We start from the raw sequence: 24,669 nt of genomic DNA on the forward strand, positions 1-24,669 counted from the left end.
AGGACTCTTTGCTATTCAGTTAAATTGTCTTGTAATCAAAATTTAATATTCCGTTAACCATTTTTTAACCGAATTACCATCAGGCCTGTGGTATAATCAAATTACAATTGGCAGAAAGGGGTCTGTATGAAAAGATATATCTCTGAAGTTTTTATTTTGTTTGTTTTTATTTTCGTTATGGCGTTGCCAGAAAGCGCATGGGGTGCTGGAAAAACTTATGTACCTGTCCTCATGTATCACAATATAATAGATGGCGCAATAAAGCCCTCGGAGGCCGGTGTGACAGTCAACTATGAAAGGTTCATGGAGCAGATGGAGTATTTAAAGCTGGCAGGTTACAATACCATAAGTGTGGATGATTATATAGGTTTTATGGAGGGAAACAAACCGTTGCCTCCGAACCCGATAATGATAACCTTTGATGATGGTTACGAGAGCAATTATAAATATGCCTATCCAATTTTAAAGAAACTGGGTATGAGGGCTGTTATAAACGTGATTGTATCAGAGACGAAAGGGGAGCCCAACTATCATTATTGGGACCCGACCCATCTCACTTGGGAAGAGATGAAAGAGATAAGTGATTCCGGTGTGATTGATATTGAGAGTCATACCTATGACCTTCACTACTATGCCTCAAATGGCAAAAAAAAGATACCGGCAGCTTCAGGCCAGATAGAGATTAATGGAAAGCTGGAGAGCTTTGATGAGTACACCACAAGGGTAAAGAATGACTTTAAAAAATCAAAGGATATGATTGAAAAAAATGTGGGGAAGAGGGTGAAGGTGCTGTCATATCCCTATGGTGTTGGCAACAGCACCACTAAGAAACTGGCAAGAGAGGTGGGTTACGAGGCCATGTTTACCATAAAGGAAGGGGTGATGAGGCAGGGCGACGACATCATGTCCGGCAAAAGGATTAAGGTAAAGGGCACTGAAACTGGTTTTGACATTGTAAGGAATATTTACAGGGCTGCCGGAGTTAAAGGAAATGTACCTTTTTATGACCTTGAAAAACACTGGGCCAGCAACGATATAATGGAGATGATGCTAAAGGGGTACATGAAAGGGTACCCCGATAAGACATTCAGACCAGATAGTCCTGTCACCAGAGCAGAGATGGCTACTATGGTTTCCTCTGTTTTTGGCCTCAAGCCTGATGGTAAGGCTCTGCCGTTTAATGATGTGATGAAAAACGCATGGTATTATGTGCCTGTCAGTTCCTGCTACGCTGATGGTATAATAGGTTTTTATGGTAACAGTTTTGGGCCGGATATAAAGGCCACACGCGAGGAGGTAGTATCTGTACTTTCACCATTTATAAAAAGTGGACAGTCTGCAGACCTCTCCATATATAAGGATACTGATGAGATTTCACCATTTGCTGTCCATGCTATGGAGAAGGCTGTTGCTGCAGGTATAATCAAAGGGAAAGGAGAGGGGCGTCTCTCACCGAAGGACGATGTAACCAGGGCAGAGCTTGCTGTTATGATTGAGAGGGTATTAAACCAGCAAAGTTATGATAACAGGCAGTCTCTTTGGGAATAATGTACAGCTCAGGTGGAATGCGGCGGCAAATACTAGGATGCCGTAACAAGTGGCCAGGCAAATGGATACGGTTATCATGCTGATATGTAGTTAATTATTGATGTGACCTGCAGGGATTATGGTATAATGTTGGTAGGAAAGAGAGCACAGGGAGGGAAGATCTTTCAAAAGAATCGATCAGTGGATTTTTGAATTACTTTATGTCTTGTCTGCCTACTTTCATCAGCGAAAAGCTTGTATTATGTTCCTGCGAAAGCTGTGACAATATTATAATAATTAATTACATATGTGAGGGTTAAAACATGAGCAAAGAATCAAAGATTCCAACGAAAAAGCGTATCATCGAGACTGCTATAGAACTTTTTCGTAAAAATGGTTATGACAAGGTAACAATAAAGGACATTTGTGAAAAGAGCGGTATTTCTAAAAGCACTTTTTATTATTATTTTGATTCAAAGGATTCGATAATAGCTGATTTTAAATTTTACTCCGATGTATATGTTGAAGAGAATTTTAACAAACTCATTACTTCATCTAATTATGTCGAGCAACTCTGGAATTTTTATGAGATGTATTCAAAACCCACCTATGAGGCAGGAGTTGAAATATCAAAGCAAATTTTTATCTCCAATTTACATGAAGACCATCATTTTTTTGCACCAGGTGATATTAAGCTGTGGGAGACAGAAAAACTACTAATCCAAAAAGCCCAGCAAAGTGGACAAATATTAAATACTGCAAGCCCCGAGAAACTGGCCGAAAGCTTAATTTTTGCAATGGAAGGTGTTGTCTTAGTTTGGTGTATAAAAAATGGTGACTTTGACCTTTTTGCAAGAATCAAACAGGTTTTTGAGACTATACTTATGGTAAAACCAGGTTATTTCTAAGATTGATGAACTTAATTTTTCTCAAGTTTGAAAGTAGAAACCTGGGAACATGCTATTTTAACCATTCCTGTCTTTAAAGAATGAAAGTTGTCCCCGGGTTTCCTTTTTCTTAACTGTAAAGCAGTCATCAATTTCTGCTTTCGCATTGATATTCCTTGGTAGTTTCAATTTAAACTTTTTAAAAAATCAGCTTCCAGGAAGCTGATTTTTTATTTTAATGAAAACTTCCTCACGCAAAAAGCCCTTTAAATAACGCTGTTGACAAAAATATAACACGGTCGTATTATATATACTGTAGTACAAAATATTTTATACTATAGTACGATTTTATATGAAGGGAGTCTGATAGTCTGATATAATCGTTCTTTCGCAGGATTTCGTTTTTTCATAGATAATCTATGATACCCTACGTATCTTCTTTCTTGTTATCTGCATAGAGTTGTGGTCTAAGTTAGTATATGAAAGTTATCATAAGTATTTTTTAGGAGGGCTATTATTATGAATACGTTATTTGATGAAATTAAAATCGGTAATATGGTGTTAAAAAACAGAATAGTCATGACACCTATGGGATTTCCGGCAACAGATTTGGATTGCGGTGTATCTCAAAGAGAAATGGATTACTATGTCGAAAGAGCTAAAGGTGGTTTCGGTCTAATATTTCTGCCGTGTCATGTTGTTACTGACAAATATGAAACTGTTGCTTGTGTTAATCTGCTAACAAAATTCACTCACTCTGTCAGGCTTGCGACTGCAATAGAAAAAATCCATCACTACGGCGCCAAAGTTTGTATTCAGCTTTCTATGGGCATGGGACGTGTATCTTTAATCGATCCATTTACTGCTCCATATTCATCCAGCGCTATACCCTCATTCTGGTTTAAAGACCTCATTTGTAAGCCTTTATCCAAGGAGCAGATAAAAGATATTGTTAAGAGTTTTGGCTATGCAGCATTTTTGGCCAAACGAGCCGGTGCAGACGCCGTAGAGATACATGCATACGGCGGGTATTTAATTGACCAATTTATTACTTCAATCTGGAATAAGAGGACAGATGAATATGGCGGCAGTTTAGAAAATAGGCTGCGCATTGTATTTGAACTAAGAGATGAGATATGGAAAAACTGTGGAAAAGATTTTCCAATTTCAATTAAATTTACACCTGTTCATGGTTTTGAAGGTGGTAGGACTTTAGAAGAAGGTCTTGAAATAGCCAAAATTTTTGACAACAGTGGATTTTCATTACTCCATGTTGACTTCGGCTCTTATGAATGCCAAAACAAAAGTGTAACCACAGTATATGAAAAAGAAGGTCTTCAGTTACATATAGCTGAAGCGTTGAAGAAGGCTGGTATTAAGACACCTATACTTGGGCAAGGTAAACTCGGTCGTCCGGAATTTGCTAAAGAAGTTATAGAAAAAGGAATTATTGACTTACTTGGTCTTGGCCATACATCCATTGCAGAACCATACTGGCCTAATAAAGTAAAAGACGGAAAACTTGATGATGTGAGGCCATGCATAGGATGCAATGAATGTGTTCTAAGAGCATCTAATGCAAGACCCCTTTCCTGTACAGTCAATCCATATGCAGGCTTTGAAAAAGATTATGTTCTTACTCCTGCCAAAGACAAGAAATCCATACTTATTGTGGGCGGTGGGCCTGGAGGCATAATGGCTGCTCTAACGGCGGATCAGCGTGGTTTTGATGTAGAGCTGTGGGAAAAGAATAGTGAACTTGGCGGTGCGTTGTTGGCAGCAGGAGCGCCAGAATTTAAGCGTGATGTAGCAAGGTATGTATCGTATTTGAAAGCACAAATAGCTAAGAGCAATGTAAAAGTTATCTTGAACAAAGAAGCTACTTCTGAGGAAATACTGGCAAGAAAACCGGATGTAGTGATTTTGGCTGGCGGTGCAGAACCTATAGTACCTAATATTCCTGGTATTAATAGTGACAGGGTGATTTTAGCAAATGATTTGCTCAGAAACAAAAATATCGACGGCGAAAAGATTGTTGTGGTCGGTGGCGGCCTGGTTGGCTGTGAGGCTGCTTTAATGCTAGACAATATGGGCAAAAAAGTCACGATTGTAGAGATGTTAGATAAACTATTGGCAACAGCGGTACATGCATACCAAAACCATATATCTATTACAGAAATGCTAAATGCCAGCAATATTCAACAAATGACTAAAACTTCTCTCAAATCTATTGATGCAGGCAGCGTCACAGTTGAAAAAGATGGAAGAGAAATCGCCATTGAATGTGATAGAGTCGTTTTGGCTATTGGTTACAAGCCGAACTTAAAGCTAAAGGAAGCGTTAGAGGGAAAGATAGAGAAAGTATTTACAATAGGTGACAATGTAAAAGCTGGTAAAATTATCGATGCTACACATCAAGGTTTCCATATAATTCGCCTTCTGGAAGAATTGTAAAATTCGGAAGCAATTTTTATTAAAAATATGAAGCCCTGGGGCTGCTGGCTCAGAGTAAGTTAAAACTTCATAAAAAATTTCGGATTGATATAAATATAAAGGTTGAAGTTAATAAGAATATAATTTCATTTTTAAACGATAAAAATAAAAGCCCTTTTGGGCTTTTATTTTTCTTATGATGCGGAGAGCGGTAATCGAACCAGAACGGTTTCTGCAATTTCTTTATATTGTATACTTTTTTCCTAATGTTAACTTAGTCAGCTACCATGCCTCCGTCAACAGGCAAAGCAATACCCGTAATTGCTGCAGCTTTTTCTGAGCAAAGAAATACACAAGCTGCCGCTACTTCATCCTGACCAATGAATCTTCCAATGGGAACATCTACAAGATATTGATCTCCAAAATGCGGGTCCTTCTCCAAAGCCTTTTTCATCCCGATAGATAACATCGGCCCAGGACAGACACAGTTAATCCTAACACCTTGTGCGGCAAAATCTAAAGCAGCGGCCTTTGTCATCCCAACAACAGCAAATTTTGCAGCGTTATATAAACCTTGCTTGCGCTGACCGACAAGACCTCCAGCAGATGCCATATTGACAATAGATCCACCACCGGATTTTATCATAGCGGGTATTTGATATTTCATTCCTAAATATGTACTCCGTGTACAGATATAAAACATTTTATCGAAATTTTCTGCAGGCACCTGTGTGATGTCGGTAAAATCCGTATTTGTACCTACAATATTAATAGCAAAATTGAGTCCACCATATGTTTCAACAGCAAAGTTGACAGCAGCTTTAATATCCTCTTCACTGGTTACATCACATTTAATGAAATAAGCTTCACCACCGACTGCCTTTACTATATTTACGGTTTCCTGCCCTGCTTCTTCACTGATGTCTGCTACCACTACTTTGACACCTTCTTGTGCAAACATAGTAGAAGTTATTCTTCCTGACCCGCCGCCTCCACCAATGACAAGAGCTACTTTGCCTTGCATACCGTAATCCATAATTATTTTCCTCCTTCATCTCTTTCACAGATTTCAATGCACTTGAATACACCCGGTCTTCTGTTTGGATGTTGTCCTGATTTCAGCAAAAAATGTTTTGTACTGTTTTACTAATAGTTTATTACTATAGTACTAAATTAATAGTACTACATTTCAAATTGAATGTCAAGCAGTTTTGTGTAAATTCAAAACTGAAATACGAAAGTTATTTTTTCAGAAATTCTACCTATATAGCCCCCTAAAATAGCTAAGCAATCTACTGCCTGACTTTGGAGAAGACCTTGCCATAGACAGCAAAGCAATACAATCTTTTGCAACCTATCCCAACAAAAATAAAGAAGAAGGCGGCAGAAGAGATATAGATGCAGACAAAGGCTATGATGGCATTAAACTCATAAAAGGACTCTATGACGGCTATGACATAAAACCTATTTATAGACATAAGGGACATGTGGAAAGACCCTGATAAAACCAGGCATTTAAATGACAAATGTGAAAATGCCGTCTACGACTATAGAGGGAATGCGTACTGTTACTGCCTTGGTATCAATACCAAAAGAGAAATGGCATCAGGAGGATTTGAAAAAAGATAGAAAAAAGTCCAGCATAAAAAATACTTGCATGAATGGAAAACTCATGTTATAATATCAATCGTCAGTTGAATTGCGGGATTGTGTAATGGTAGCACGCATGACTCTGGATCATGCTGTCTAGGTTCGAATCCTAGTCCCGCAGCCATTTGTGGCCCCCTGGTCTAGCGGCCTAGGACGCCGCCCTCTCACGGCGGTAACAGGGGTTCGAATCCCCTGGGGGCTACCATTTACATAAGAAAATATTTATTGTGTTTAAGAGGCAGGTTTTTACCTGCCTCTTAGTTGTTTTGTGGACACTTTTTAAGCACTGCACATCTTTGCCCACTCCCTGCGCTACCTTAATTCATACTAAATTACATGGAATTAAAATGCTTAATTCCTATTGATTTACTATGAATTTAGTGTTAAAATAGGCATATAATTCACAGTAAATTAGTATGAATTAGGAGGATGAAGATGGATGTGGTGGGATATTTCAACAAAGTGGCGTATAAGTGGGACAGAATGAGGAAGGGATATTTTGGCGACGAACTGAGAGAGCTTTTGTTACAGGAGATAGATGGTTTTCCAGGCCTTATAGTGGATATTGGATGCGGTACTGGATTTTTGACTATAGAACTGGCAAGGAATGCGGGTTGGGTCCTTGGTATAGACCCAACGGAGAAGATGATGAATGAGGCTAAGAAAAATGCCTCTGCTGCAGGAGTAAACAATATAACATTTATAAAGGCTGCCATGGAAGAGATACCACTCCTTTCTGATTCGGCTGACATGATTTTTGCCAATATGGTGCTTCACCATGTGGGCAAGCCGCCAACCGGTTTGAGAGAGGTCAGGAGGGTATTAAAGCCTGGTGGCAAACTCGTGCTCAGTGATGTGGAGGAACACCATAAGTCCTGGGCCAGGGATGAGATGGCTGACGTATGGCTGGGTTTTGGGCTTGATACTATAAGAGAGTGGCTTGGAGAGGCAGGATTTACAGAATATGAGGTGTCATATTCCGGGTTTAATGCGAGGGCAGTTTCAAGGTCAGGCGACATATGCGAGCCCGCAATATTTATAGCAAAAGCAATAAAGTGAGGAGGCTTATAATGGGTATAAATACAAGGCTGATTCATGGCGGTATATCATGGGATAAACAGACAGGGGCAGTCAACATACCAATCTATCAGACATCAACCTTTAAACAAAAGAGTCTTGGCGAAACGTACGGATACGAGTATTCCAGAACGGGAAACCCGACACGGGAGGCGCTGGAGTCTCTGATAGCAGAACTGGAGGGCGGCCTGGCCGGTTTTGCCTTTTCCTCAGGCATGGCCGCAATATCCTCTGTCTTTATGCTGTTTAACTCTGGGGATAAGATAGTCCTGCCAGACAACATATATGGTGGCACATACAGGGTAATGGAGAATGTATTTAAAAGGTTTGGGCTGAGAGCAGTATACATTGATACCACAAAAATAGAAGAGGTAGAGAAAGCCTTTGAGGGTAAAGCCAGGGCTATCTTCATTGAGACGCCCACGAACCCCCTTATGGACGTTACGGACATAAGGAGAGTGGCGGAGGTCGCAAAAAGGGCGGGAGGTTTAACCATTGTGGACAACACCTTTATGACGCCTTACCTGCAAAGGCCTATAGAGCTAGGGGCTGATATAGTGGTACACTCCGCCACAAAGTACCTGGGAGGACACTCTGATGTGGTGGCAGGCCTGGCCGTAACAGCCACCGAAGAACTAAAGGAAAGGCTGCATTTTATCCAGAACTCCGTCGGTGCTGTACTGGGTCCTCAGGACAGCTACTACATCATAAGGGGCGTAAAGACCTTAGGTGTCAGGATGGACAGACATGAGGAAAACGCCATGAAGGTAGCAAAATGGCTTAGAACTCAGGAAGGGATAGAAAAGGTCTATTACCCGGGTCTTCCCGACCACCCCGGACACAAGATAATGAAAGGCCAGGCCGACGGCTTTGGCGGTATACTCTCATTCAGGACATCAACTCCACAACTGGCCTTAAAGATATTAAACGGGGTCAGACTCATCACCCTGGGAGAGAGCCTGGGAGGGGTAGAGAGCCTGATATGCCAGCCTGCCACCATGACCCATGCATCATTCCCAGAGGACATTAGAGGCAGACTGGGCATAGACGACTGCCTTGTCAGGCTGTCGGTAGGCATTGAGGATGCGGACGATATAATAGAAGACCTCAGGACGGCAATGGGGGGTTAGGGGATGGGTTACTATAACGATATAAGGGAGATAATAGGCAAGACACCGCTTCTAAAACTGAATCACCTTGATATCCCACATGGAGTAAACATATTTGCCAAGCTGGAGTACCTCAACCCCGGTGGAAGCGTAAAGGACAGGACCTGTCTCTATATAATAAAAGAGGCAGAGGAAGAGGGCCTCATAAGGCCTGGCTCCACTATCATAGAACCTACGGCCGGCAATACCGGGATAGGTTTAGCTATGGCCTGCCTCAATAAAGATTACAGACTGATACTGGTGGTGCCGACCAAGTTTTCTGTAGAGAAACAGCAGCTAATGAGGGCACTGGGGGCAGAGATAATAAATACACCAAGGGAGGACGGGATGATGGGGGCACTAAAAAAGGCAGAGGAACTGGCAGCGCAAATACCGGCTTCATTTATACCCAACCAGTTTGCAAACCCTGCCAATCCGAAGGCCCACTACGAGACCACAGGCCCGGAGATATGGGATGACCTTGATGGGGATATAGATGCCGTGGTAATGGGCGCTGGTACGGGAGGCACATTCACAGGGGTAATGAGATATCTAAAGGAGAGAAGACCGGAGATCAAAGGGGTTTTGGCCGACCCTGTGGGCTCCATAATAGGCGGCGGTGATATTAAAGGCTGCTATAAGATAGAAGGGATAGGCAATGACTTTATACCTGAAACCATGGATATAAGCCTTATAGACCATGTGGAAAAAATCTGCGATGAAGAGGCCTTTGCCATGGTGAGTGAGCTGGCACGAAAAGAGGGACTCACTGTTGGTTCCTCGTCGGGTGCCAATGTGTGTGCGGCATTAAAGTATGCTAAAATAGAAGGCAGGGGGAATATAGTCGTGATACTGCCCGACAGGAGCGACAGATACTTCTCCGAGGGCATATATGGATTGGAGGGATAACATGGCAAGAGTGGAGAGTTTTGAACTGGACCATACAAAGGTAAAGGCGCCATATGTCCGCCTTGCTGCCGTGGAAGAAGGAGAAAAGGGTGACAAGGTTGCAAAATACGACATAAGGTTTATTACGCCCAACACAGGAGCTATGTCCACAGGTGGGATGCATACATTAGAACACCTCTTGGCAGGATACTTCAGGGATGAACTGGATGGGGTCATAGATGTATCACCCATGGGATGCAGGACAGGCTTTTACCTCATAAAATTCGGCGTCTCATCACTGGAGGATATAAAAAGAGCTTTTGAAAACTCACTTAAGAAGGTGCTGGAGACAGAGGAGGTCCCCGCTGCCAATGAGAGGCAGTGCGGCAACTACAAAGACCATTCTCTTGAGGACGCCAGACAGCACGCAAAGAGAGTCCTTGATGAGGGGATAGGTATTGTGTGAAAACATGATAATATATTGACGATAAATAAAATGAGTGGTACAATTAATATAATGAAAACTGAAGAAAATACCTTCAGGGCAGGGTGAAATTCCCGACCGGCGGTAAAGCCCGCGAGCCGTAAGGCAGATCCGTTGTAACTACGGGGCCGACAGTATAGTCTGGATGGAAGAAGGGTAGATGCAGTGTGTCTATCTGTGTATGCAGGTATGCTCTGGAGTATTTTTCCAGAGCTTTTTATTTTATACGTAAAGGAGGCCAGGCCATGGATGAAGTATTCATGAAGAGGGCGTTGGAGCTTGCCTTAGAAGGTGCCGGCAGGGCCAATCCCAATCCCCTTGTAGGCGCTGTTATAGTAAAGGATGGCGAAATTGTTGGGGAGGGATACCATAAGATTTATGGAGATGCTCATGCCGAGGTGAACGCTATAAAGGCCGCAGGAAGGAGGGCAGAGGGCGCCACGCTGTATGTAAATCTCGAGCCATGCTGCCACTATGGCAAGACGCCGCCCTGCACCGAGGTTTTAATAGACGCCTCTATCAAAAGGGTGGTGGTTGCCATGAGGGATCCAAACCCGCTGGTAGATGGCGAGGGTATAGCAAGGCTCAAAGAGGCAGGTATAGAGGTTAGCTGTGGTGTGCTGGAAGGGGAGGCAAAGGCGCTGAACGAGATATATATAAAGTTTATAACGACACACCTGCCTTTTGTTATATTAAAGGCAGCCATGAGTTTAGACGGCAAGATTTGCACATCTGAAGGAGACTCTAAATGGATAAGCTCGGAGACATCCAGGGCTTATGTCCATTCTATAAGAAACAGGGTTTCAGCTGTAATGGTGGGGCTAAACACTGTGATTGCTGATAATCCACATCTGACCACCAGGATCAAGAACGGGAGAGATGCCAGGCCTGTAATAGTAGATTCTCTGGCTTCCATCCCCATATCAGCCAATGTGCTGTCAGGCAACAGGCCCATAGTGGTTGTTACAGAGAGGGCCCCTATTGAAAGGGTGAGTACCCTTAAGGATAAAGGGGCAGAGGTCATCTATACAGGAGAGGACGAAAATGGCATGGTAGACCTGAATGAGCTTATGTATAAACTGGGTGATATGGGCATAGACAGTATCCTCCTTGAAGGAGGGGGAAGCCTCAATTGGAGCGCCGTAAAGAAGGGTATAGTGGATAAGTTCTTGTTCTTTGTAGCCCCCGTGATTATTGGAGGAGCATCTGCCCTAACACCGGTTGAAGGAGAAGGATTTAAGACGGTATCAGGGGCATTAAGACTTAAAAGGCTAAGCCTTAAAAGCTTAAGTGATGACATCTTAATTGAAGGGTATCCTGAAAGAAGGTGATTGGCTGTGTTTACTGGAATTGTTGAAGAGATGGGTAGGGTAAGGCACCTAAATCGCACAGGCGGAGGTATATCTCTGGCAGTAGAGTGCGAGAAAATCCTTCAGGGGATGGCCGTAGGCGATAGTATAGCCGTAAACGGCATATGCCTCACTGCTACAGGAGTAATGGGGAACCATTTTACCGCCGATGTTATGCCTGAGAGTATCCTGAGGTCCTCACTCAAGAACATCCGCATAGGTGACCACGTAAACCTTGAGAGAGCTCTGCCTGCAGATGGAAGGTTTGGCGGACATATTGTGGCAGGACATGTAGATGGTACAGGGACTATAGCCTCTATCAGGAATGAAGGGAATTCAAGGAGGATATGTATAAGGGCTGATAATTCAATTCTAATGTATATAGTGGAGAAGGGTTCTGTAGCTTTAGATGGGGTAAGCCTCACTGTCTCTATGGTCTTTGAGGACACCTTTGAGGTATCTGTCATCCCTCATACCCTGTCGTCTACCACCATAGGTAAAAAAAGGGTTGGAGACATGGTGAACATAGAGTGTGACGTGATTGGGAAATATATAAGGAAGTTTTTGGCTGGAGAAAAAGGGAATGGCCTTGCTGAAAAGCTTAAAGAAAACGGCTATATTTGAGGAGGGATATAAATGTTAAATTCTATAGAAGAAGTCATAGAAGACATCAGAAACGGCAAAATGGTTATAGTCGTGGACAATGAGGACAGAGAAAATGAGGGTGATATCGTAGCTGCGGCAGAGATGGTGACACCCGAGGTCATAAACTTCATGGCAGGATATGGACGCGGACTGATATGTGTGTCCATCCCTTCATACAGGGCAAGGGAGCTTATGCTTTCACCTATGGTCCAGAAAAATAGCGACAGCCATGAGACTGCTTTTACAATCTCTGTGGACGCCAGGGAAACCTCTACAGGTATTTCGGCATATGAAAGGGCAAAGACTATAAAAAAATTGATATCGCCAGATGCCGTGCCTGAAGACTTTAACCGGCCTGGCCACGTCTTTCCGCTTATCGCAAGGGATGGCGGGGTTTTGGAAAGGCCAGGCCATACCGAAGCCTCCTCTGACCTTGCCCGTCTTGCCGGCCTCTATCCCGCAGGTGTCATATGCGAGATAATGAATGATGACGGCACCATGGCGCGCCTGCCGCAGCTCATTGAATTTGCAAAAAGACATGACCTTAAGATAACATCTGTGGAAAAGCTTATAGAATACAGGCTTAAAGCGAATAATGGTATGCAGATGAGTGTAAAGACACATCTTCCCACAGCCTATGGAGACTTTACACTTGTGGCCTATCCTGATTCCAACTCGAGTGAGCCCCATATAGTGCTGCTCATGGGTGATGTATCAGGGGATAAGGCCAGGCCAGTTCTTACAAGGATACATTCAGAGTGTATGACCGGTGATGTATTTGGGTCTTTAAGATGCGACTGCGGCAGCCAGCTTCACAGGGCTCTCCGGATGATAGCCCGTGAAGGGCGGGGCATCCTCATATATATGAGGCAGGAAGGCAGGGGTATAGGACTCATGAATAAACTAAAGGCCTATAGACTTCAGGATGAGGGTTACGATACTGTAGATGCCAACCTTCAACTGGGATTTCCGCCAGACCTCAGGGACTACAGGACAGCAGCAGCTATATTGAAGGACCTCGGTATAAACAGCATTAGGCTTCTTACAAATAACCCCGATAAGATTTCGGACATTGAAAAATATGGTATTCATGTAGCAGAAAGAGTTCCATTGATAACCGGCAGGAATAACATAAACAGCCAGTACCTCAACACAAAGAGGGAAAAAATGGGCCATATGATATAGAGGAGGAATAATTTATGAATGTATACGAAGGCAAACTGATTGGAAGCGGTCTTAAGTTCTCCATAGTGGTCTCCAGGTTTAACGAGTTTATAACCTCAAAGCTTTTGGAGGGCTGCCTTGATGCCCTCAGAAGGCATGGGGTTGAGGATGAAAACATAGATATTGTCTGGGTACCTGGTGCCTTTGAAATACCCCTTGCTGCTAAGAAACTGGCCGGAGCTCACAGATACGATGCAGTCATATGCCTTGGATCTGTGATAAGGGGTGCCACACCACACTTTGACTATGTGGCAGCAGAGGTCTCAAAGGGTGTGGCCCATGTCTCACTGGAATCAGGTGTTCCCACCATATTCGGCGTGCTCACTACAGACACAATTGAGCAGGCAATAGAAAGATCCGGTACAAAGAGCGGCAATAAGGGGTACGACGCAGCAATGACAGCCATAGAGATGGCAAATCTGAACCATTCCTTAGATGAAGATATAATTTGAAAACAGGAGGCTTAAGCCTCCTATTCTTTATGCAAAGGTGTACTACCCCACCTTAAAGGCCTTCTCCTTGCAGTTTACCGCTGAAGGAGCAGGTCCTAATTGGCCCTGCTCTCGCTGTCATAAGTCATCTCCATCTCTATCTGTGCAGATTTTCTGGCTATATCAGTCCTGGTTATGATTCCCTTATCAATAAGGGTCTCTATGATACTTATTATGGCTAAGGTGTTCTTATAATCTATCTCTTTAAGCCTTGCCATTTGAGCATATATATCCAATTCTTTCACAGTAAACGCCTCCTTTTAAGTAATTATTTCCAGTATAAAGCTGCTTTATTCAAATAACTTTTATTTATAAAGAAGGGTTTTCCGGCAGAATGTCGAAATATATGTACAAATAATATTTTTGGAGGTGTATATCTATGGCATAGGAAAGAGAACTGGGAGTACTTAAGTTCGGTATGGCCATGGAGAATCAGGGCCTGGCCTTTTACATGGACTTTCTACCAAAGGTAAAAGACTCCGGCACAAAAGCACTTTTCGAAGCACTGGTCAAGATGGAAAAAGACCATTATGACTATTTAAGCGAGCAGTATCAAAACCTCTCCCGCGGTAAGGAGGTAGAAGACATAAAAGAAGAGTATGAATCCCCTGAAATATTCGTTGCAAGGATGGAACAGCAGGACGTATCACCAGAGGAGCCGTCTTTGGAGGAGCTTTCTACCCTGCGTATGGCGGTACTCATAGAGGACAACTTTATGAACTTCTATCAAAAGGCCGCTGCAGACGAAGAAGAACGCAGTGTAAAGAAACTCTTAAGCAATCTGGCGCAATGGGAGAAGAGCCACAAGGATGCACTTGGTGCCCGATATAAAAAGCTTATGGAAAAGTCTAATCTCTACAACCTTGGAGATATGAGCAGGTACCTTATGCTATAATTAATCTTGCATTTATGGATAAACTATACTATAATCTATAACAAAGCGATGAAGGAAAATAGTAGCCCCTGAACACTTGAAGAGAGTCGGCGGGTGGTGCGAGCCGGCAGGATAGGGGGTGAATCCATTCCGGAGCTGCGGGCTGAAACAGCAGTAAGCCTTGCCGGGAAGACCGTTATGCAGTTGAGCCGGGCTTTTGGCCAAGCAGGGTGGCAACGCGGGTAATTATGCTCGTCCCTTTTCAGGGACGGGCTTTTTATTTATACGATGGGAGGAAGGATGGTTAATATGTTAGACCCAAAGAGGATAAGAAACAATCCAGATGAGATCAGAGAATCACTCATCAAGAGAAACGAGTCCACAGAAAACCTGGACAGGTTTTTAGAGCTGGATGAAAAGAGGAGGAGCATCCTTGCCGAACTGGAAAAGCTCAAAAACCTGAGAAACAGCGAGTCTGAAGAGATTGCCAGGCTGAAGAGGGAGGGCAAGGACGCAAGTAAAAAGATTGAGGAGATGAGGGAGGTCTCGGATAAGATTAAATCCATGGAGGCTGATCTGAATGAGGTCGAGAGTGAGTTCAATCTGGTGCTCATGTCTATCCCCAATGTGCCTCATCCATCTGTGCCGATCGGGAAGAGCGAGGATGATAATATAGAGGTAAGGCGCTGGGGCGAGCCCACTAAATTTGACTTTGAACCAAAAGCACACTGGGATGTAGGTGAAGACCTTGGTATACTTGACTTTACCACAGCCTCGAAGGTCACAGGCTCACGCTTTGTATTTTTAAAGGGACTTGGCGCAAAGCTGGAGATGGCACTCATCAACTTCATGCTCACCATGCACACCACTAAACACGGCTATGTGGAGGTCTTTCCACCCTTTATGGTACACAGGCACAGTATGGAGGGCACAGGACAGCTTCCGAAGTTTGAGGAGGATGCCTTCAAGGTGGCAGGCACAGACTATTTCCTGATACCGACGGCGGAGGTGCCGGTCACCAATATGTACAGGGAACAGATACTGGACAGATCAGATCTCCCCATATACCATGTGGCATACAGCGCCTGCTTCAGGTCGGAGGCCGGTTCAGCAGGCAGGGACACAAGGGGCCTTATAAGGCAGCACCAGTTCAACAAGGTTGAGATGGTAAAGATAGTTGAGCCCGAAACATCATATGACGAACTGGAGAAGATGGTGAACGATGCTGAGGATGTGCTTCAGACTCTGGGTATCCCATACAGGGTGGTGGCCATAAGCACGGCAGACTTGGGGTTTACAGCAGCCAAGAAATATGACCTGGAGGTGTGGATGCCCAGCTACGGCAGGTATGTGGAGATATCCTCCTGCAGCAACTGCGAGGACTTTCAGGCCAGGAGGGCGGAAATGAAGTACAGGCCAGGCCAGGGTGAGAAGGCCAGATATGTCCATACCCTCAATGGTTCGGGTGTGGCTGTAGGCCGTACTGCAGCTGCCATACTGGAAAACTACCAGCAGCCTGATGGGAGCGTGGTAATCCCAGAGGCGCTGAGGCCGTTTATGGGTGGCATAGAGAAAATAACCAGGGAGAATGCAAAAGGCCGCAGATGATGCGGCCTTTTTGTTGCAAAATGTGATTCAGGCCATTGCTAAATTTATTTAATTTTGTTATTATGATTACAATAATTGTTTCGGTGTATAAGGCTCATGTCAGCAACATCCATGTACCTGACACTCGTTCTGATCTAATATTTGTAGCTCATTTTGCCGGGTGCGCCTCCATCTGGCATCCATGCCAGATGCCAGGACTCCATTTGCCGCTTATTAAGAGTATTATGGACGTGCTTTAAGGCTGAATTTGATGTTGCATGTCATCTTCCATGGGCTTCTTACACTAAAATCAATAGTAATTCCATTGGAAACAGGGGGATATTAATGAAGAAGATTCTCATAGCGGACGATGAAAGGTCTATAAGGATACTTCTCAGAGGGACCATGGAGGTATTAGATGATGTGGAGTTGATTGAAGCATCAGACGGTATTGAGGCACTTGAAAAAGTGATGGAATCAAAACCTGATTTAGCTGTCTTAGATGTGATGATGCCGGGGATGACGGGTCTTGAGGCATGTCGGGCCATCAAATCCAATGAAAGCCTTAAAGATACAAGGGTTATCATATTGACTGCTAAGGTGCAAAAATCGGATATGGATGATGCAGCAAATGCAGGAGCTGATAGGTACATATTCAAACCCTTTAGTCCATCTGAGCTCCTTGATGTCGTTGAGGAGATCCTTAATGAATAGGCGTACGTTGTATCTTGTCCTTATAGTGGTTCTTCTCATTGTCGTCATGTTGACTGCCGTAAACATATTTAACATAATTGAAGAATACAGCATACGTAATATACAGGCTGTAGATAGCCAGATAACCGGTGAGATACGTACATATATAAACGACAAACTGGAGAAGGCAGACTCAGATGCCCTTTTCCTTGCGGAGTTCATGGGCAGTTCCAGTGTGTTAAACTCTGATGTTGATGTGGACTATGATTACAATCTAAAGCGTGTGCAGGACATATTTGTCAGGTTTGCCGCAATAAATAACCTGTACAGCCAGGTGCGCTTTATAAATGATGAAGGAGATGAGATCATCAGGGTTGATAATGATGGCAGGGAAACCCAATTGATTCAGGATGATAAACTGCAAAATAAGGCAGATAGACCATATTTTAGAAATATTATAAACCAGCAAAAAGGCAGTGTATATGTCTCACCAATTGACTTGAATGTAGAAAACGGGGAGATAGAGGTGCCATTAAATCCTGTGCTCAGGGTCGGCGCTCCTGTATATGATAGGTCAAACCGGCTCAAGGGTGTAATTGTTCTCAATATCTCGGGGGACAGGCTTCTGAAATTTCTTGACGATTATGACAATATCTCAATTATAAACCAGGACGGTATGTATATATACAACCGGGACAGCTCAAAAAGATGGGGTAAAATCTTAGGAACAGGTAAGGAGTTCCAAAAGGACTTTTCAGCTGACACCATGGCGAGGATTGTTCGAGCAGGGGAAGGGTATATAGAGGAGAATGGAAAGCTGATTACATTTAAGCGCTTTGATGCTGGACATGAATTGTGGTATGTGCTTCTCAGCAACGACATGGCGGCAATAGCCAAGCCGTATAATGACCTGAAAAGGGCACTCCTGATAGCGACCATAGCTGGTTCTGCTGTTGCAGGGCTCCTGTTTGGGCTTTTTCTCAGAGAGTACCGCCGCTCTGTAACCAGTGAGAAACTGGAGGAGACCAACAGGCTGCTGATTGCAAAGCAAAGCGAGTTAGAGGAGGACTATGCTCTGGTTGAGGAGCTCAATGCTCAACTGGACGAGCAGACAAAAAATTTAAGAAAGCAGAGGGATATCACGCTAGCTGTGGTAGACTCTGTGGATGACTATATTATTCTTTTCCGTGAGGACGGCACAATAACTATTAATAGGAATGCAAAGGGCCTCTTTAATTTTGAAGCGGATGATACCGTAAAGGCTGAGGAATGGGCGAGGGTATTCTTTAAGCCGTTCACACCGGATGGCCTGGCCGATGAGCTGGTTTCTTTGTTGAGTGATAGGTTTTCTTCTCTGCAGAAGGAGATCTATCTGATACCACGCTCAATGTACTTTAAACTCTATTCAGTCCCGGTAAGTATGGAAAGCGGAGAGTACATAGGAAGGCTTGTGGTCCTCCACGACATAACCAGGGAGAAGGAGGTAGACAGGCTAAAATCTGAACTGATAAGCACTGTAAGCCATGAGCTCAGAACACCTATGAGCAGCATACTTGGCTTTGCTGAGCTTTTGACTACCAGACAGCTTGCTGAGGGAAAAAAGAAGGAGTATATAGGTATAATCCAGTCTGAAGCTAAGAGGCTCACGCAGCTTATAAACGACTTTTTGGATATTCAGAGGATGGAGAGCGGCAGGCAGGTATATAACATGAGAAAGGTTGACATAAAGGCTGTTGCAGAGGAAACAGTCAGGCTTTACAGGGATTCATCGGGCAGGGATATCCTCCTTGAGACAAGCAGCACGATACCCTTTGTCTACGGTGATGAAGATAAGATAAAACAGGTTTTTTCAAACCTTATATCCAATGCCGTCAAATACTCCAGTGAAGGGGATATCAGGATAAGCCTGTCCAGAGACGGCATGATGGTTAAATGTTCAGTGTCAGATAGGGGCATAGGCATACCGGATGAGGAAAAGGACAAGATATTTGAAAGGTTTTTCAGGGTACACAGTGAAGACACCAGAGAGATAGGCGGTACGGGTCTTGGCCTGGCCATATGCAGGGAGATAGTGACGGCCCATGGCGGTGACATATGGTTTGAATCGGAAGTGGGTAAGGGCAGCACCTTCAGTTTTACCATACCCATATACAGAGAAGTAAAGGAGGACAGTAGACATGACGAGTGACAAAAGCAGGATGGAGCGGCTTATGGAAAAAGCAAGAGAAAGCTTTTATGAAGAACTGGAAAAGAAACTTTTACGAATGATAGAGATCCTCAGCAAGGGGAAGGACATAGATGAGTCGGAATCAGAGGAGCTGAAAAGATTTTTTCACTCTATTAAAGGCACTGCTGCAACGCTGGGTTTGAGCGAACTGGCAGAGATTGGCCTTAATGGCGAGGAGCTGTTAGAGGACCAGGATGTAGTGGATAACATTGAAGAGTTAACATTTTACATTTTCAAGATAAAAGAAAAACTCTCAGAGTACAATAAAATACCACGCAACCAGGCCTCACCCGGCTTTAACGGTACATATACCAATATAGAGCACCGCGGCATGATACTTATAGTAGATGATGACCCAATCATACTGAGCCTTTTAGAGAGTGCTTTTGAAGATGAAGGCTATTCTGTAGGTATTCTGGATAACCCTCTGGAGATAGAGGACGCCATAGATAAAAATCCTCCGGACATAGTCCTTTTGGACGTAGTCATGCCGGAGATGGACGGCTATGAAGCGCTTAAAATAATAAAGAGCAAGTACCAGGATATGCCTGTAGTATTTATAACCGGCCGTTCAGGCATAGAGGACCGAATCAAGGGGTTAAAGGCTGATGTGGACGACTACATCATAAAGCCATTTAATGTCGAGGAACTTGTATCAAGGATAGAGTTGATATTGAAACGCTACAACAGGCTTAAAGAAAAACTCATATATGACCAGCTTACCGGTGCACATACCAGGCAGTATTTAAATGAGAGGCTTGAAGAGGAATTTGCAAGGTACGAGAGGGGTGGCAGACCGTTTTCTGTTGCATTCTTAGATATTGACAGGTTTAAGGATTTCAACGATACCTATGGACACGCAGCCGGCGACTATGTGCTTAAGGGATTTGCGGAGTTTATATTAAACTCTATCCGCAAGAGCGACAGCCTCTATAGGTACGGAGGCGAGGAGTTTGTACTTCTAATGCCAGACACCTCTGAAATACAAGCAATGCTGGCTGTAGAAAGGATAAGAGAGGAACTTTCTAAAAAGACCTTCAACTTTGAGGGGCATGAGTTTAAGATTACGTTCAGTGCGGGTGTAAAAGAGGCGGAGAGGGAAGCGGATGACCCGCAGGGGATTATAAGGCAGGCTGACAGGGCTATGTACGCTGCTAAGGAGGCGGGGAGAAACAGGGTCGTAATATATTCTGAGATAGAGAAGGGAAAACCTAAAAAGAGAAAAAGGGTAATGATAGTTGATGATGAGAATGTCATAGCCATGCTTATAAAGTCAAGTATGAGGGACATAGGTGTGGATGTAACGGTGGCAGGAGATGGAGATGCTGCTGTGAAAAAAGCTGTGGAAGAAAAACCCGACCTGATTATCCTGGACCTCATGCTTCCCAAAATGAGCGGTTTTGAGGTATTGGAGTCACTGAAGTCAAAACTTGAGACAAAAGACATAAAAGTAATTGTAGTGTCATCCAAGAAACAGGATGAGGATATAGCTAAAGTCTTTGAGCTTGGTGCCGATGACTATGTTAGAAAGCCATTTTCCATAGGTGAACTGAAGATGAGAGTCATAAAACATCTTAACGAAATATAAACAGGGCGGGGTATATCTATGATTGTTTTATACATTTATATAGTAATGCTTGCAATGTTTATTCTCGATGCGGTCCTGTTCATGTATATATTATCTCAAATGTTTTTGCCACAAGACAAAAAACAATTGCCTCTTGAATACTATGAGACCGGGAAACTCACTTTTGGCATCTCTGACGTTAGAAGCCCGGAGTATAATTCCCTCTCAGAGGCAGTTAACCTACCTATGCAGGAATATAGCTGGGCAAAGTGGGATATGCCAGGATATCACGAGAGACTGAAAAAGTCCTACTTTATACTGAAAGATGCTTTTAATGAGATAAACTGACAACTTGTACTTAGAACAAAAAAGAGGAGGCTCAAATGCCGCCTCTTTGTAACGTCCGCAGGGAGTTTAACACAGCTATTATAGTCACACCCGTGTCGGCAAATACTGACTCCCACATGGTGGCTATCCCAAGAGCACCCATGATGAGGAACAGGCCCTTTACCGCCAGTGCAAAGACTATATTCTGCCATGCGATAGAATTTGTTCTCCTGGCTATTCCTATGGCTTTTACAAGATCATAAGGGTTATCATTCATGAGGACGATGTCTGCAGCCTCAACAGCCGCATCGCTACCCAGTGCCCCCATGGCCACACCTATATCGGCTCTGGCTATAACAGGGGCGTCATTTATTCCGTCACCCACGAACACGACTGAACCCTTTTTCTTTTGTCTCTGCAGTTCCTCCAGTTTTGCTACCTTATCCTGAGGTAACAGCTCTGCGTAATATTCATCTATACCAAGCTTTTCAGCGATAAACTCTGCGGCATATCTGTTATCCCCTGTAAGCATTACCGTCTTTCTCACTCCGAGAGACTTTAGCGACCTTATAGCCTTATAGGAGTCATCTTTTGGCTCGTCAGCTATGGTAATATATCCCAAATATGTTCTATTTAAAGCCACATGGACTACCGTAGCATTTATATTGCAGTCGCCGTGTTCTATATTTTCCAGATGGAGCATCCTGTCGTTTCCAGCAAGGATAAGCCCTTTATCAGTCCTGGCCTTAATGCCTGTGCCAGACACCTCCTCATAATTTTTTATCATGGATTCATCGACTGGCTTACCGTATGCCTCTGCTATCGAACGCGCTATAGGGTGTGATGAATTGACCTCGGCTATGGCAGCGAATTTTAAGACGTCCTCCTTGCTAAAGCCGTTCCTTGGCACCACCTCTGTTACCTTGAATGTGCCCTTTGTCAGGGTGCCCGTCTTGTCAAACACCACAGAGTCCACCCTGTTTAATGCCTGTAGATAGTTTCCTCCCTTTGCCAGTATCCCCTCATGGGAAGCTCTTCCTATTCCTCCAAAGAAGGCTAATGGTACGGAAAGCACCAGGGCACATGGACAGGATATTACCAGAAATACCAGTGCCCTGTTTATATACTCTGAAAAGGTAACTCCTGTTATGAATAAAGGTGGGATAAAGGCTATAGTTGCGGCCAGGCCTACCACCACAGGTGTATAGTATCTGGCAAATCTGGTTATAAACCTCTCTGTGGGGGCCTTCTCCGATGAGGCATTCTCCACAAGCTCCAGTATCCTGGTCACTGTTGACTCACCAAAACCCCTGGTGACCCGAAGTTCTACAAGGGCGTCCGTGTCTATAAAGCCGCTCAAAACCTCCTGGCCCGGTCCAATGCTCCTTGGCGCTGACTCGCCCGTCAGGGCGGATGTGTCGAAGCTGGCCTGGCCTGCCTGCACCACCCCGTCTAAAGGCACCCTCTCGCCAGGCCTTACCACAATAACATCTCCTACATTTACCTCTTTAGGATTTACAGTGAAAATCCCATCATCCCTTTTAAGGTTAGCATAGTCCGGCCTTATATTTATAAGGGACTTAATGGATCTCCTTGACCTATCCACAGCCATGTCCTCTAAGAGTTCTCCAATTGTATAAAAAAGCATGACGGCTATGGCCTCTGCATACTTTCCTATGGCAAAAGCACCCAATGTGGCTACACTCATAAGGAAGCTTTCATCAAAGAACTCCAGATGAATGGCATTCTTAAAGGCCCTCCAGAGTACCATGTGTCCGGTTATTATATAGGAACCAACAAAAAGCGAAACCTCAAGCCACAGAGGCAGAGAGAACACCATGGGCACTGCAAGCAGCACAGCCCCAATTACTACAGTTATTATCCTGCCCCTGATATTTTCCTCATCTTCTTCTTTATCATCGTCGGCATCTTTTTCAGAAATTACAGTGACCTCCGGTTCCAGGTCCTTTATTGTACCTTTTACAATAAGGTCTACATCTGTATTCCCGTCGGCTGTGACCATCATCTTGCCTGAAGCAAAGTTGACAGTGCATTCGGCTATTCCATCTTTGTTAGCCACAGCCCTCTCTAGTTTCTGCGCGCACTCCGCACAGTCTAAATTTTCAAGCCGGTATATCTTTTTTTCCATTGAGGGCCTCAACTCCTCTCACAATATATGAACAACTGCTCATATATAATATTATCACATTTATCATCCCATATCAATAAAAAGACCCGGTTTTCCGGGTCTTTTTGAGAAAGTTATTTCACATATTTTTTAGGGTCGCTGTCAAACTCCATCTTGCAGTGCTTTGAGCAGAAATAGTATATTTTGCCATTATACTCCGATGTCGCAGCTGCTTTCTTCTCATCCACGTTCATACCGCATACCGGGTCTTTCGCCAAAATGAACGCCCCCTTTCTATACCCCTGCAGGGTATCTGAATATATTATAACACATACCTGCCGCATCTGCAAAGCATCTTTTTTATTTGCAGACCTTTGTGCATGTACAGCCAGATAGGCATCAATAAACGAATTATATATTATTCATGGATTTTTTAAGGTGAATGCAATCACAAAATGCGTATTTTATCATAAGACCCCACCTAATTTTCCGAATATAAGTTTGTATTAATTTAACATATTGTTCCTTATACTGTATCCTTATCATGTCGCGATAATTTAAGAGGGTGCACCCTTCAAAGGGTGGATATTGGTGGAAACAATAGTATTAAGTGACCTTGTCAGGATGGCTAAGTCGGGGGATGAGGAGGCTGCAGCGGAAATCATAAGGCGTTTTGCCCCACTCAAGATAAAGCTCATAAAGAACTATTTTGGATATGGCACCGACTGGGACGACTACCTCGCCGAAGGGGACAGGATGATACTAGAGTCTATAAGGGACTATAATTTGGAAAAGAATGTTCCCTTTGAATCTTATTTAAAGATAAGGTTAAGATATCTTTACCAGAACCTCAGGGCGAAAGAGAGAGAACTCGTATATTTGGACCGGGAGATAGAAGACGGCATCTCACTGGTTGATATCCTGGAGTCTGATGACCCTCCCTTATATGAGGCTATAATTGGCCAGGCCGAGAGGGATGAGGTGAGGGAAGCTTTAAATGACCTTACCGAAAGACAAAAAACCATTATAGAGCTTCACTACTATCAAGACAAGAGCATAAGACGCTGCGCAGAGATAATGGGAATATCATACCAGTCTGCCGTGGAATTAAAGGGACGTGCTATTGACGCCATGAGAGAACGGCTAAAAAATTTTTAAAGACTATTGTAAAGGTGAAATAAATATTGTAAAATATATCAAAGAAAGGACTGCGGAAAGATTGCTTTTTTGTTAAAGGAAAAAGGGGAGTAGTTCAAAACGATACCTCAACATAATGGGCAGCATTGCCCTGGGGTATCGGCAGCGAGCTGTGAACGAGACCTTTATTCCGCTTATACGGGATAAGGGTCTTTTATTTTTGAAATAATGATAATGATTCTGCTGCAGAACCTTTTGGCATGGTGTATAACATCTAAGGACATCCTTAAAGCAAGTCCACTCTCATCTGTGCAGATCATCATCAA

The 24,669-nt window shown here is 43.6% G+C and carries 23 protein-coding genes, 2 tRNA genes, 1 riboswitch and 1 other annotated feature; of the genes, 21 read left to right on the top strand and 4 right to left on the bottom strand.

Features of this window, described 5'->3' with window-relative positions; genetic code table 11:
- The first annotated feature begins 126 nt into the window (after positions 1–126).
- From FWJ32_RS05360 to FWJ32_RS05370, 3 genes are all read left to right on the top strand, one after another.
- Positions 127–1,548, top strand: coding sequence for an S-layer homology domain-containing protein (locus FWJ32_RS05360; protein WP_149544948.1), 1,422 nt, complete (start codon positions 127–129; stop codon positions 1,546–1,548).
- A gap of 302 nt (positions 1,549–1,850) precedes the next feature.
- Positions 1,851–2,435, top strand: coding sequence for a TetR/AcrR family transcriptional regulator (locus tag FWJ32_RS05365; protein ID WP_149544949.1), 585 nt, complete (start codon positions 1,851–1,853; stop codon positions 2,433–2,435).
- 498 nt (positions 2,436–2,933) lie between these two features.
- Positions 2,934–4,868: an oxidoreductase gene (locus tag FWJ32_RS05370; protein WP_149544950.1), complete on the top strand. Its 1,935-nt coding sequence runs from the start codon at positions 2,934–2,936 to the stop codon at positions 4,866–4,868.
- A 253-nt stretch (positions 4,869–5,121) separates the two neighbouring features.
- On the opposite strand, the gene FWJ32_RS05375 is transcribed toward FWJ32_RS05370, so the two are convergent.
- Complete coding sequence (locus FWJ32_RS05375) at positions 5,122–5,883, bottom strand: SDR family oxidoreductase (protein WP_149544951.1); 762 nt, start codon at positions 5,881–5,883, stop codon at positions 5,122–5,124.
- A 483-nt stretch (positions 5,884–6,366) separates the two neighbouring features.
- Between FWJ32_RS05375 and FWJ32_RS13435 the strand changes: the two genes are divergently transcribed.
- The 11 genes from FWJ32_RS13435 to ribH all read left to right on the top strand — a co-directional run bounded on the left by FWJ32_RS13435 (position 6,367) and on the right by ribH (position 13,764).
- Positions 6,367–6,528, top strand: a complete 162-nt coding sequence (locus FWJ32_RS13435; RefSeq protein ID WP_203227589.1) for a hypothetical protein — start codon at positions 6,367–6,369, stop codon at positions 6,526–6,528.
- Positions 6,529–6,547: 19 nt separating this feature from the next.
- Positions 6,548–6,621: transfer RNA gene (locus FWJ32_RS05385), tRNA-Gln, on the top strand.
- 5 nt (positions 6,622–6,626) lie between these two features.
- A tRNA-Glu gene (locus FWJ32_RS05390) sits at positions 6,627–6,702 on the top strand.
- 230 nt (positions 6,703–6,932) lie between these two features.
- Entirely contained in the window at positions 6,933–7,556 is a 624-nt protein-coding gene (locus FWJ32_RS05395) for a class I SAM-dependent methyltransferase (RefSeq protein ID WP_162523520.1), read from the top strand.
- An 11-nt stretch (positions 7,557–7,567) separates the two neighbouring features.
- The gene (locus FWJ32_RS05400) at positions 7,568–8,704 is read left to right on the top strand and encodes a trans-sulfuration enzyme family protein (protein WP_149544954.1); all 1,137 of its coding nucleotides are present in this window, start codon (positions 7,568–7,570) and stop codon (positions 8,702–8,704) included.
- 3 nt (positions 8,705–8,707) lie between these two features.
- A complete protein-coding gene (gene cysK, locus FWJ32_RS05405; protein WP_149544955.1) occupies positions 8,708–9,631 on the top strand; it encodes a cysteine synthase A in 924 nt (307 codons plus the stop codon).
- A 1-nt stretch (position 9,632) separates the two neighbouring features.
- Positions 9,633–10,076 (top strand): S-ribosylhomocysteine lyase, encoded by a 444-nt coding sequence (locus FWJ32_RS05410; protein WP_149544956.1) that lies wholly within the window; start codon positions 9,633–9,635, stop codon positions 10,074–10,076.
- Positions 10,077–10,141: 65 nt separating this feature from the next.
- A riboswitch (FMN riboswitch) is annotated at positions 10,142–10,255 on the top strand.
- A gap of 84 nt (positions 10,256–10,339) precedes the next feature.
- A complete protein-coding gene (ribD, locus tag FWJ32_RS05415; RefSeq protein WP_149544957.1) occupies positions 10,340–11,425 on the top strand; it encodes a bifunctional diaminohydroxyphosphoribosylaminopyrimidine deaminase/5-amino-6-(5-phosphoribosylamino)uracil reductase RibD in 1,086 nt (361 codons plus the stop codon).
- Positions 11,426–11,431: 6 nt separating this feature from the next.
- The gene (gene ribE, locus FWJ32_RS05420; RefSeq protein WP_149544958.1) at positions 11,432–12,067 is read left to right on the top strand and encodes a riboflavin synthase; all 636 of its coding nucleotides are present in this window, start codon (positions 11,432–11,434) and stop codon (positions 12,065–12,067) included.
- Between the two features lie 12 nt (positions 12,068–12,079).
- Positions 12,080–13,273, top strand: a complete 1,194-nt coding sequence (locus tag FWJ32_RS05425) for a bifunctional 3,4-dihydroxy-2-butanone-4-phosphate synthase/GTP cyclohydrolase II (protein WP_149544959.1) — start codon at positions 12,080–12,082, stop codon at positions 13,271–13,273.
- 14 nt (positions 13,274–13,287) lie between these two features.
- Positions 13,288–13,764: a 6,7-dimethyl-8-ribityllumazine synthase gene (ribH, locus tag FWJ32_RS05430; RefSeq protein WP_149544960.1), complete on the top strand. Its 477-nt coding sequence runs from the start codon at positions 13,288–13,290 to the stop codon at positions 13,762–13,764.
- A 95-nt stretch (positions 13,765–13,859) separates the two neighbouring features.
- Here ribH and FWJ32_RS05435 read toward each other — a convergent pair whose 3' ends face one another.
- Positions 13,860–14,048 carry a hypothetical protein gene (locus FWJ32_RS05435; protein WP_149544961.1) on the bottom strand — a complete coding sequence of 63 codons (189 nt, stop codon included), beginning with the start codon at positions 14,046–14,048 and terminating at the stop codon, positions 13,860–13,862.
- A 152-nt stretch (positions 14,049–14,200) separates the two neighbouring features.
- Here FWJ32_RS05435 and FWJ32_RS05440 point away from each other — a divergent pair, with 152 nt between their 5' ends.
- The 6 genes from FWJ32_RS05440 (at position 14,201) to FWJ32_RS05465 (ending at position 21,099) form a co-directional block, all read left to right on the top strand.
- Positions 14,201–14,698, top strand: a complete 498-nt coding sequence (locus FWJ32_RS05440; RefSeq protein WP_275266270.1) for a ferritin-like domain-containing protein — start codon at positions 14,201–14,203, stop codon at positions 14,696–14,698.
- Between the two features lie 39 nt (positions 14,699–14,737).
- Positions 14,738–14,940, top strand: a binding site (T-box leader).
- A gap of 46 nt (positions 14,941–14,986) precedes the next feature.
- Positions 14,987–16,285, top strand: coding sequence for a serine--tRNA ligase (gene serS / locus FWJ32_RS05445; RefSeq protein WP_149544983.1), 1,299 nt, complete (start codon positions 14,987–14,989; stop codon positions 16,283–16,285).
- Between the two features lie 324 nt (positions 16,286–16,609).
- Positions 16,610–16,978: a response regulator transcription factor gene (locus FWJ32_RS05450; protein WP_149544963.1), complete on the top strand. Its 369-nt coding sequence runs from the start codon at positions 16,610–16,612 to the stop codon at positions 16,976–16,978.
- Positions 16,971–19,145, top strand: a complete 2,175-nt coding sequence (locus FWJ32_RS05455; RefSeq protein ID WP_162523521.1) for a sensor histidine kinase — start codon at positions 16,971–16,973, stop codon at positions 19,143–19,145. Before FWJ32_RS05450 ends, FWJ32_RS05455 begins: the two co-directional genes overlap by 8 nt.
- Positions 19,135–20,772: a response regulator gene (locus tag FWJ32_RS05460; protein WP_149544965.1), complete on the top strand. Its 1,638-nt coding sequence runs from the start codon at positions 19,135–19,137 to the stop codon at positions 20,770–20,772. The genes FWJ32_RS05455 and FWJ32_RS05460 overlap by 11 nt, the downstream gene beginning before the upstream one ends.
- Before the next feature lie 18 nt (positions 20,773–20,790).
- Positions 20,791–21,099, top strand: coding sequence for a hypothetical protein (locus FWJ32_RS05465; protein WP_149544966.1), 309 nt, complete (start codon positions 20,791–20,793; stop codon positions 21,097–21,099).
- Between the two features lie 31 nt (positions 21,100–21,130).
- Here FWJ32_RS05465 and FWJ32_RS05470 read toward each other — a convergent pair whose 3' ends face one another.
- Positions 21,131–23,227, bottom strand: a complete 2,097-nt coding sequence (locus FWJ32_RS05470) for a heavy metal translocating P-type ATPase (RefSeq protein ID WP_149544967.1) — start codon at positions 23,225–23,227, stop codon at positions 21,131–21,133.
- Between the two features lie 113 nt (positions 23,228–23,340).
- Positions 23,341–23,484 carry a YHS domain-containing protein gene (locus FWJ32_RS05475; RefSeq protein WP_149544968.1) on the bottom strand — a complete coding sequence of 48 codons (144 nt, stop codon included), beginning with the start codon at positions 23,482–23,484 and terminating at the stop codon, positions 23,341–23,343.
- 313 nt (positions 23,485–23,797) lie between these two features.
- Between FWJ32_RS05475 and FWJ32_RS05480 the strand changes: the two genes are divergently transcribed.
- The gene (locus tag FWJ32_RS05480) at positions 23,798–24,364 is read left to right on the top strand and encodes a sigma-70 family RNA polymerase sigma factor (RefSeq protein WP_149544969.1); all 567 of its coding nucleotides are present in this window, start codon (positions 23,798–23,800) and stop codon (positions 24,362–24,364) included.
- The last annotated feature ends 305 nt before the right edge of the window (positions 24,365–24,669 follow it).

The organism is Calorimonas adulescens, assembly GCF_008274215.1.
GTDB lineage: Bacteria > Bacillota > Thermoanaerobacteria > Thermoanaerobacterales > UBA4877 > Calorimonas > Calorimonas adulescens.

Coding starts and splice junctions, on each gene's coding strand:
- FWJ32_RS05360 (WP_149544948.1), top strand. CDS start 127: ATGAAAAGATATATCTCTGAAGTTTTTATTTTGTTTGTTTTTATTTTC.
- FWJ32_RS05365 (WP_149544949.1), top strand. CDS start 1,851: ATGAGCAAAGAATCAAAGATTCCAACGAAAAAGCGTATCATCGAGACT.
- FWJ32_RS05370 (WP_149544950.1), top strand. CDS start 2,934: ATGAATACGTTATTTGATGAAATTAAAATCGGTAATATGGTGTTAAAA.
- FWJ32_RS05375 (WP_149544951.1), bottom strand. CDS start 5,883: ATGGATTACGGTATGCAAGGCAAAGTAGCTCTTGTCATTGGTGGAGGC.
- FWJ32_RS13435 (WP_203227589.1), top strand. CDS start 6,367: ATGACAAATGTGAAAATGCCGTCTACGACTATAGAGGGAATGCGTACT.
- FWJ32_RS05395 (WP_162523520.1), top strand. CDS start 6,933: ATGGATGTGGTGGGATATTTCAACAAAGTGGCGTATAAGTGGGACAGA.
- FWJ32_RS05400 (WP_149544954.1), top strand. CDS start 7,568: ATGGGTATAAATACAAGGCTGATTCATGGCGGTATATCATGGGATAAA.
- cysK (WP_149544955.1), top strand. CDS start 8,708: ATGGGTTACTATAACGATATAAGGGAGATAATAGGCAAGACACCGCTT.
- FWJ32_RS05410 (WP_149544956.1), top strand. CDS start 9,633: ATGGCAAGAGTGGAGAGTTTTGAACTGGACCATACAAAGGTAAAGGCG.
- ribD (WP_149544957.1), top strand. CDS start 10,340: ATGGATGAAGTATTCATGAAGAGGGCGTTGGAGCTTGCCTTAGAAGGT.
- FWJ32_RS05425 (WP_149544959.1), top strand. CDS start 12,080: ATGTTAAATTCTATAGAAGAAGTCATAGAAGACATCAGAAACGGCAAA.
- ribH (WP_149544960.1), top strand. CDS start 13,288: ATGAATGTATACGAAGGCAAACTGATTGGAAGCGGTCTTAAGTTCTCC.
- serS (WP_149544983.1), top strand. CDS start 14,987: ATGTTAGACCCAAAGAGGATAAGAAACAATCCAGATGAGATCAGAGAA.
- FWJ32_RS05450 (WP_149544963.1), top strand. CDS start 16,610: ATGAAGAAGATTCTCATAGCGGACGATGAAAGGTCTATAAGGATACTT.
- FWJ32_RS05455 (WP_162523521.1), top strand. CDS start 16,971: ATGAATAGGCGTACGTTGTATCTTGTCCTTATAGTGGTTCTTCTCATT.
- FWJ32_RS05460 (WP_149544965.1), top strand. CDS start 19,135: ATGACGAGTGACAAAAGCAGGATGGAGCGGCTTATGGAAAAAGCAAGA.
- FWJ32_RS05465 (WP_149544966.1), top strand. CDS start 20,791: ATGATTGTTTTATACATTTATATAGTAATGCTTGCAATGTTTATTCTC.
- FWJ32_RS05470 (WP_149544967.1), bottom strand. CDS start 23,227: ATGGAAAAAAAGATATACCGGCTTGAAAATTTAGACTGTGCGGAGTGC.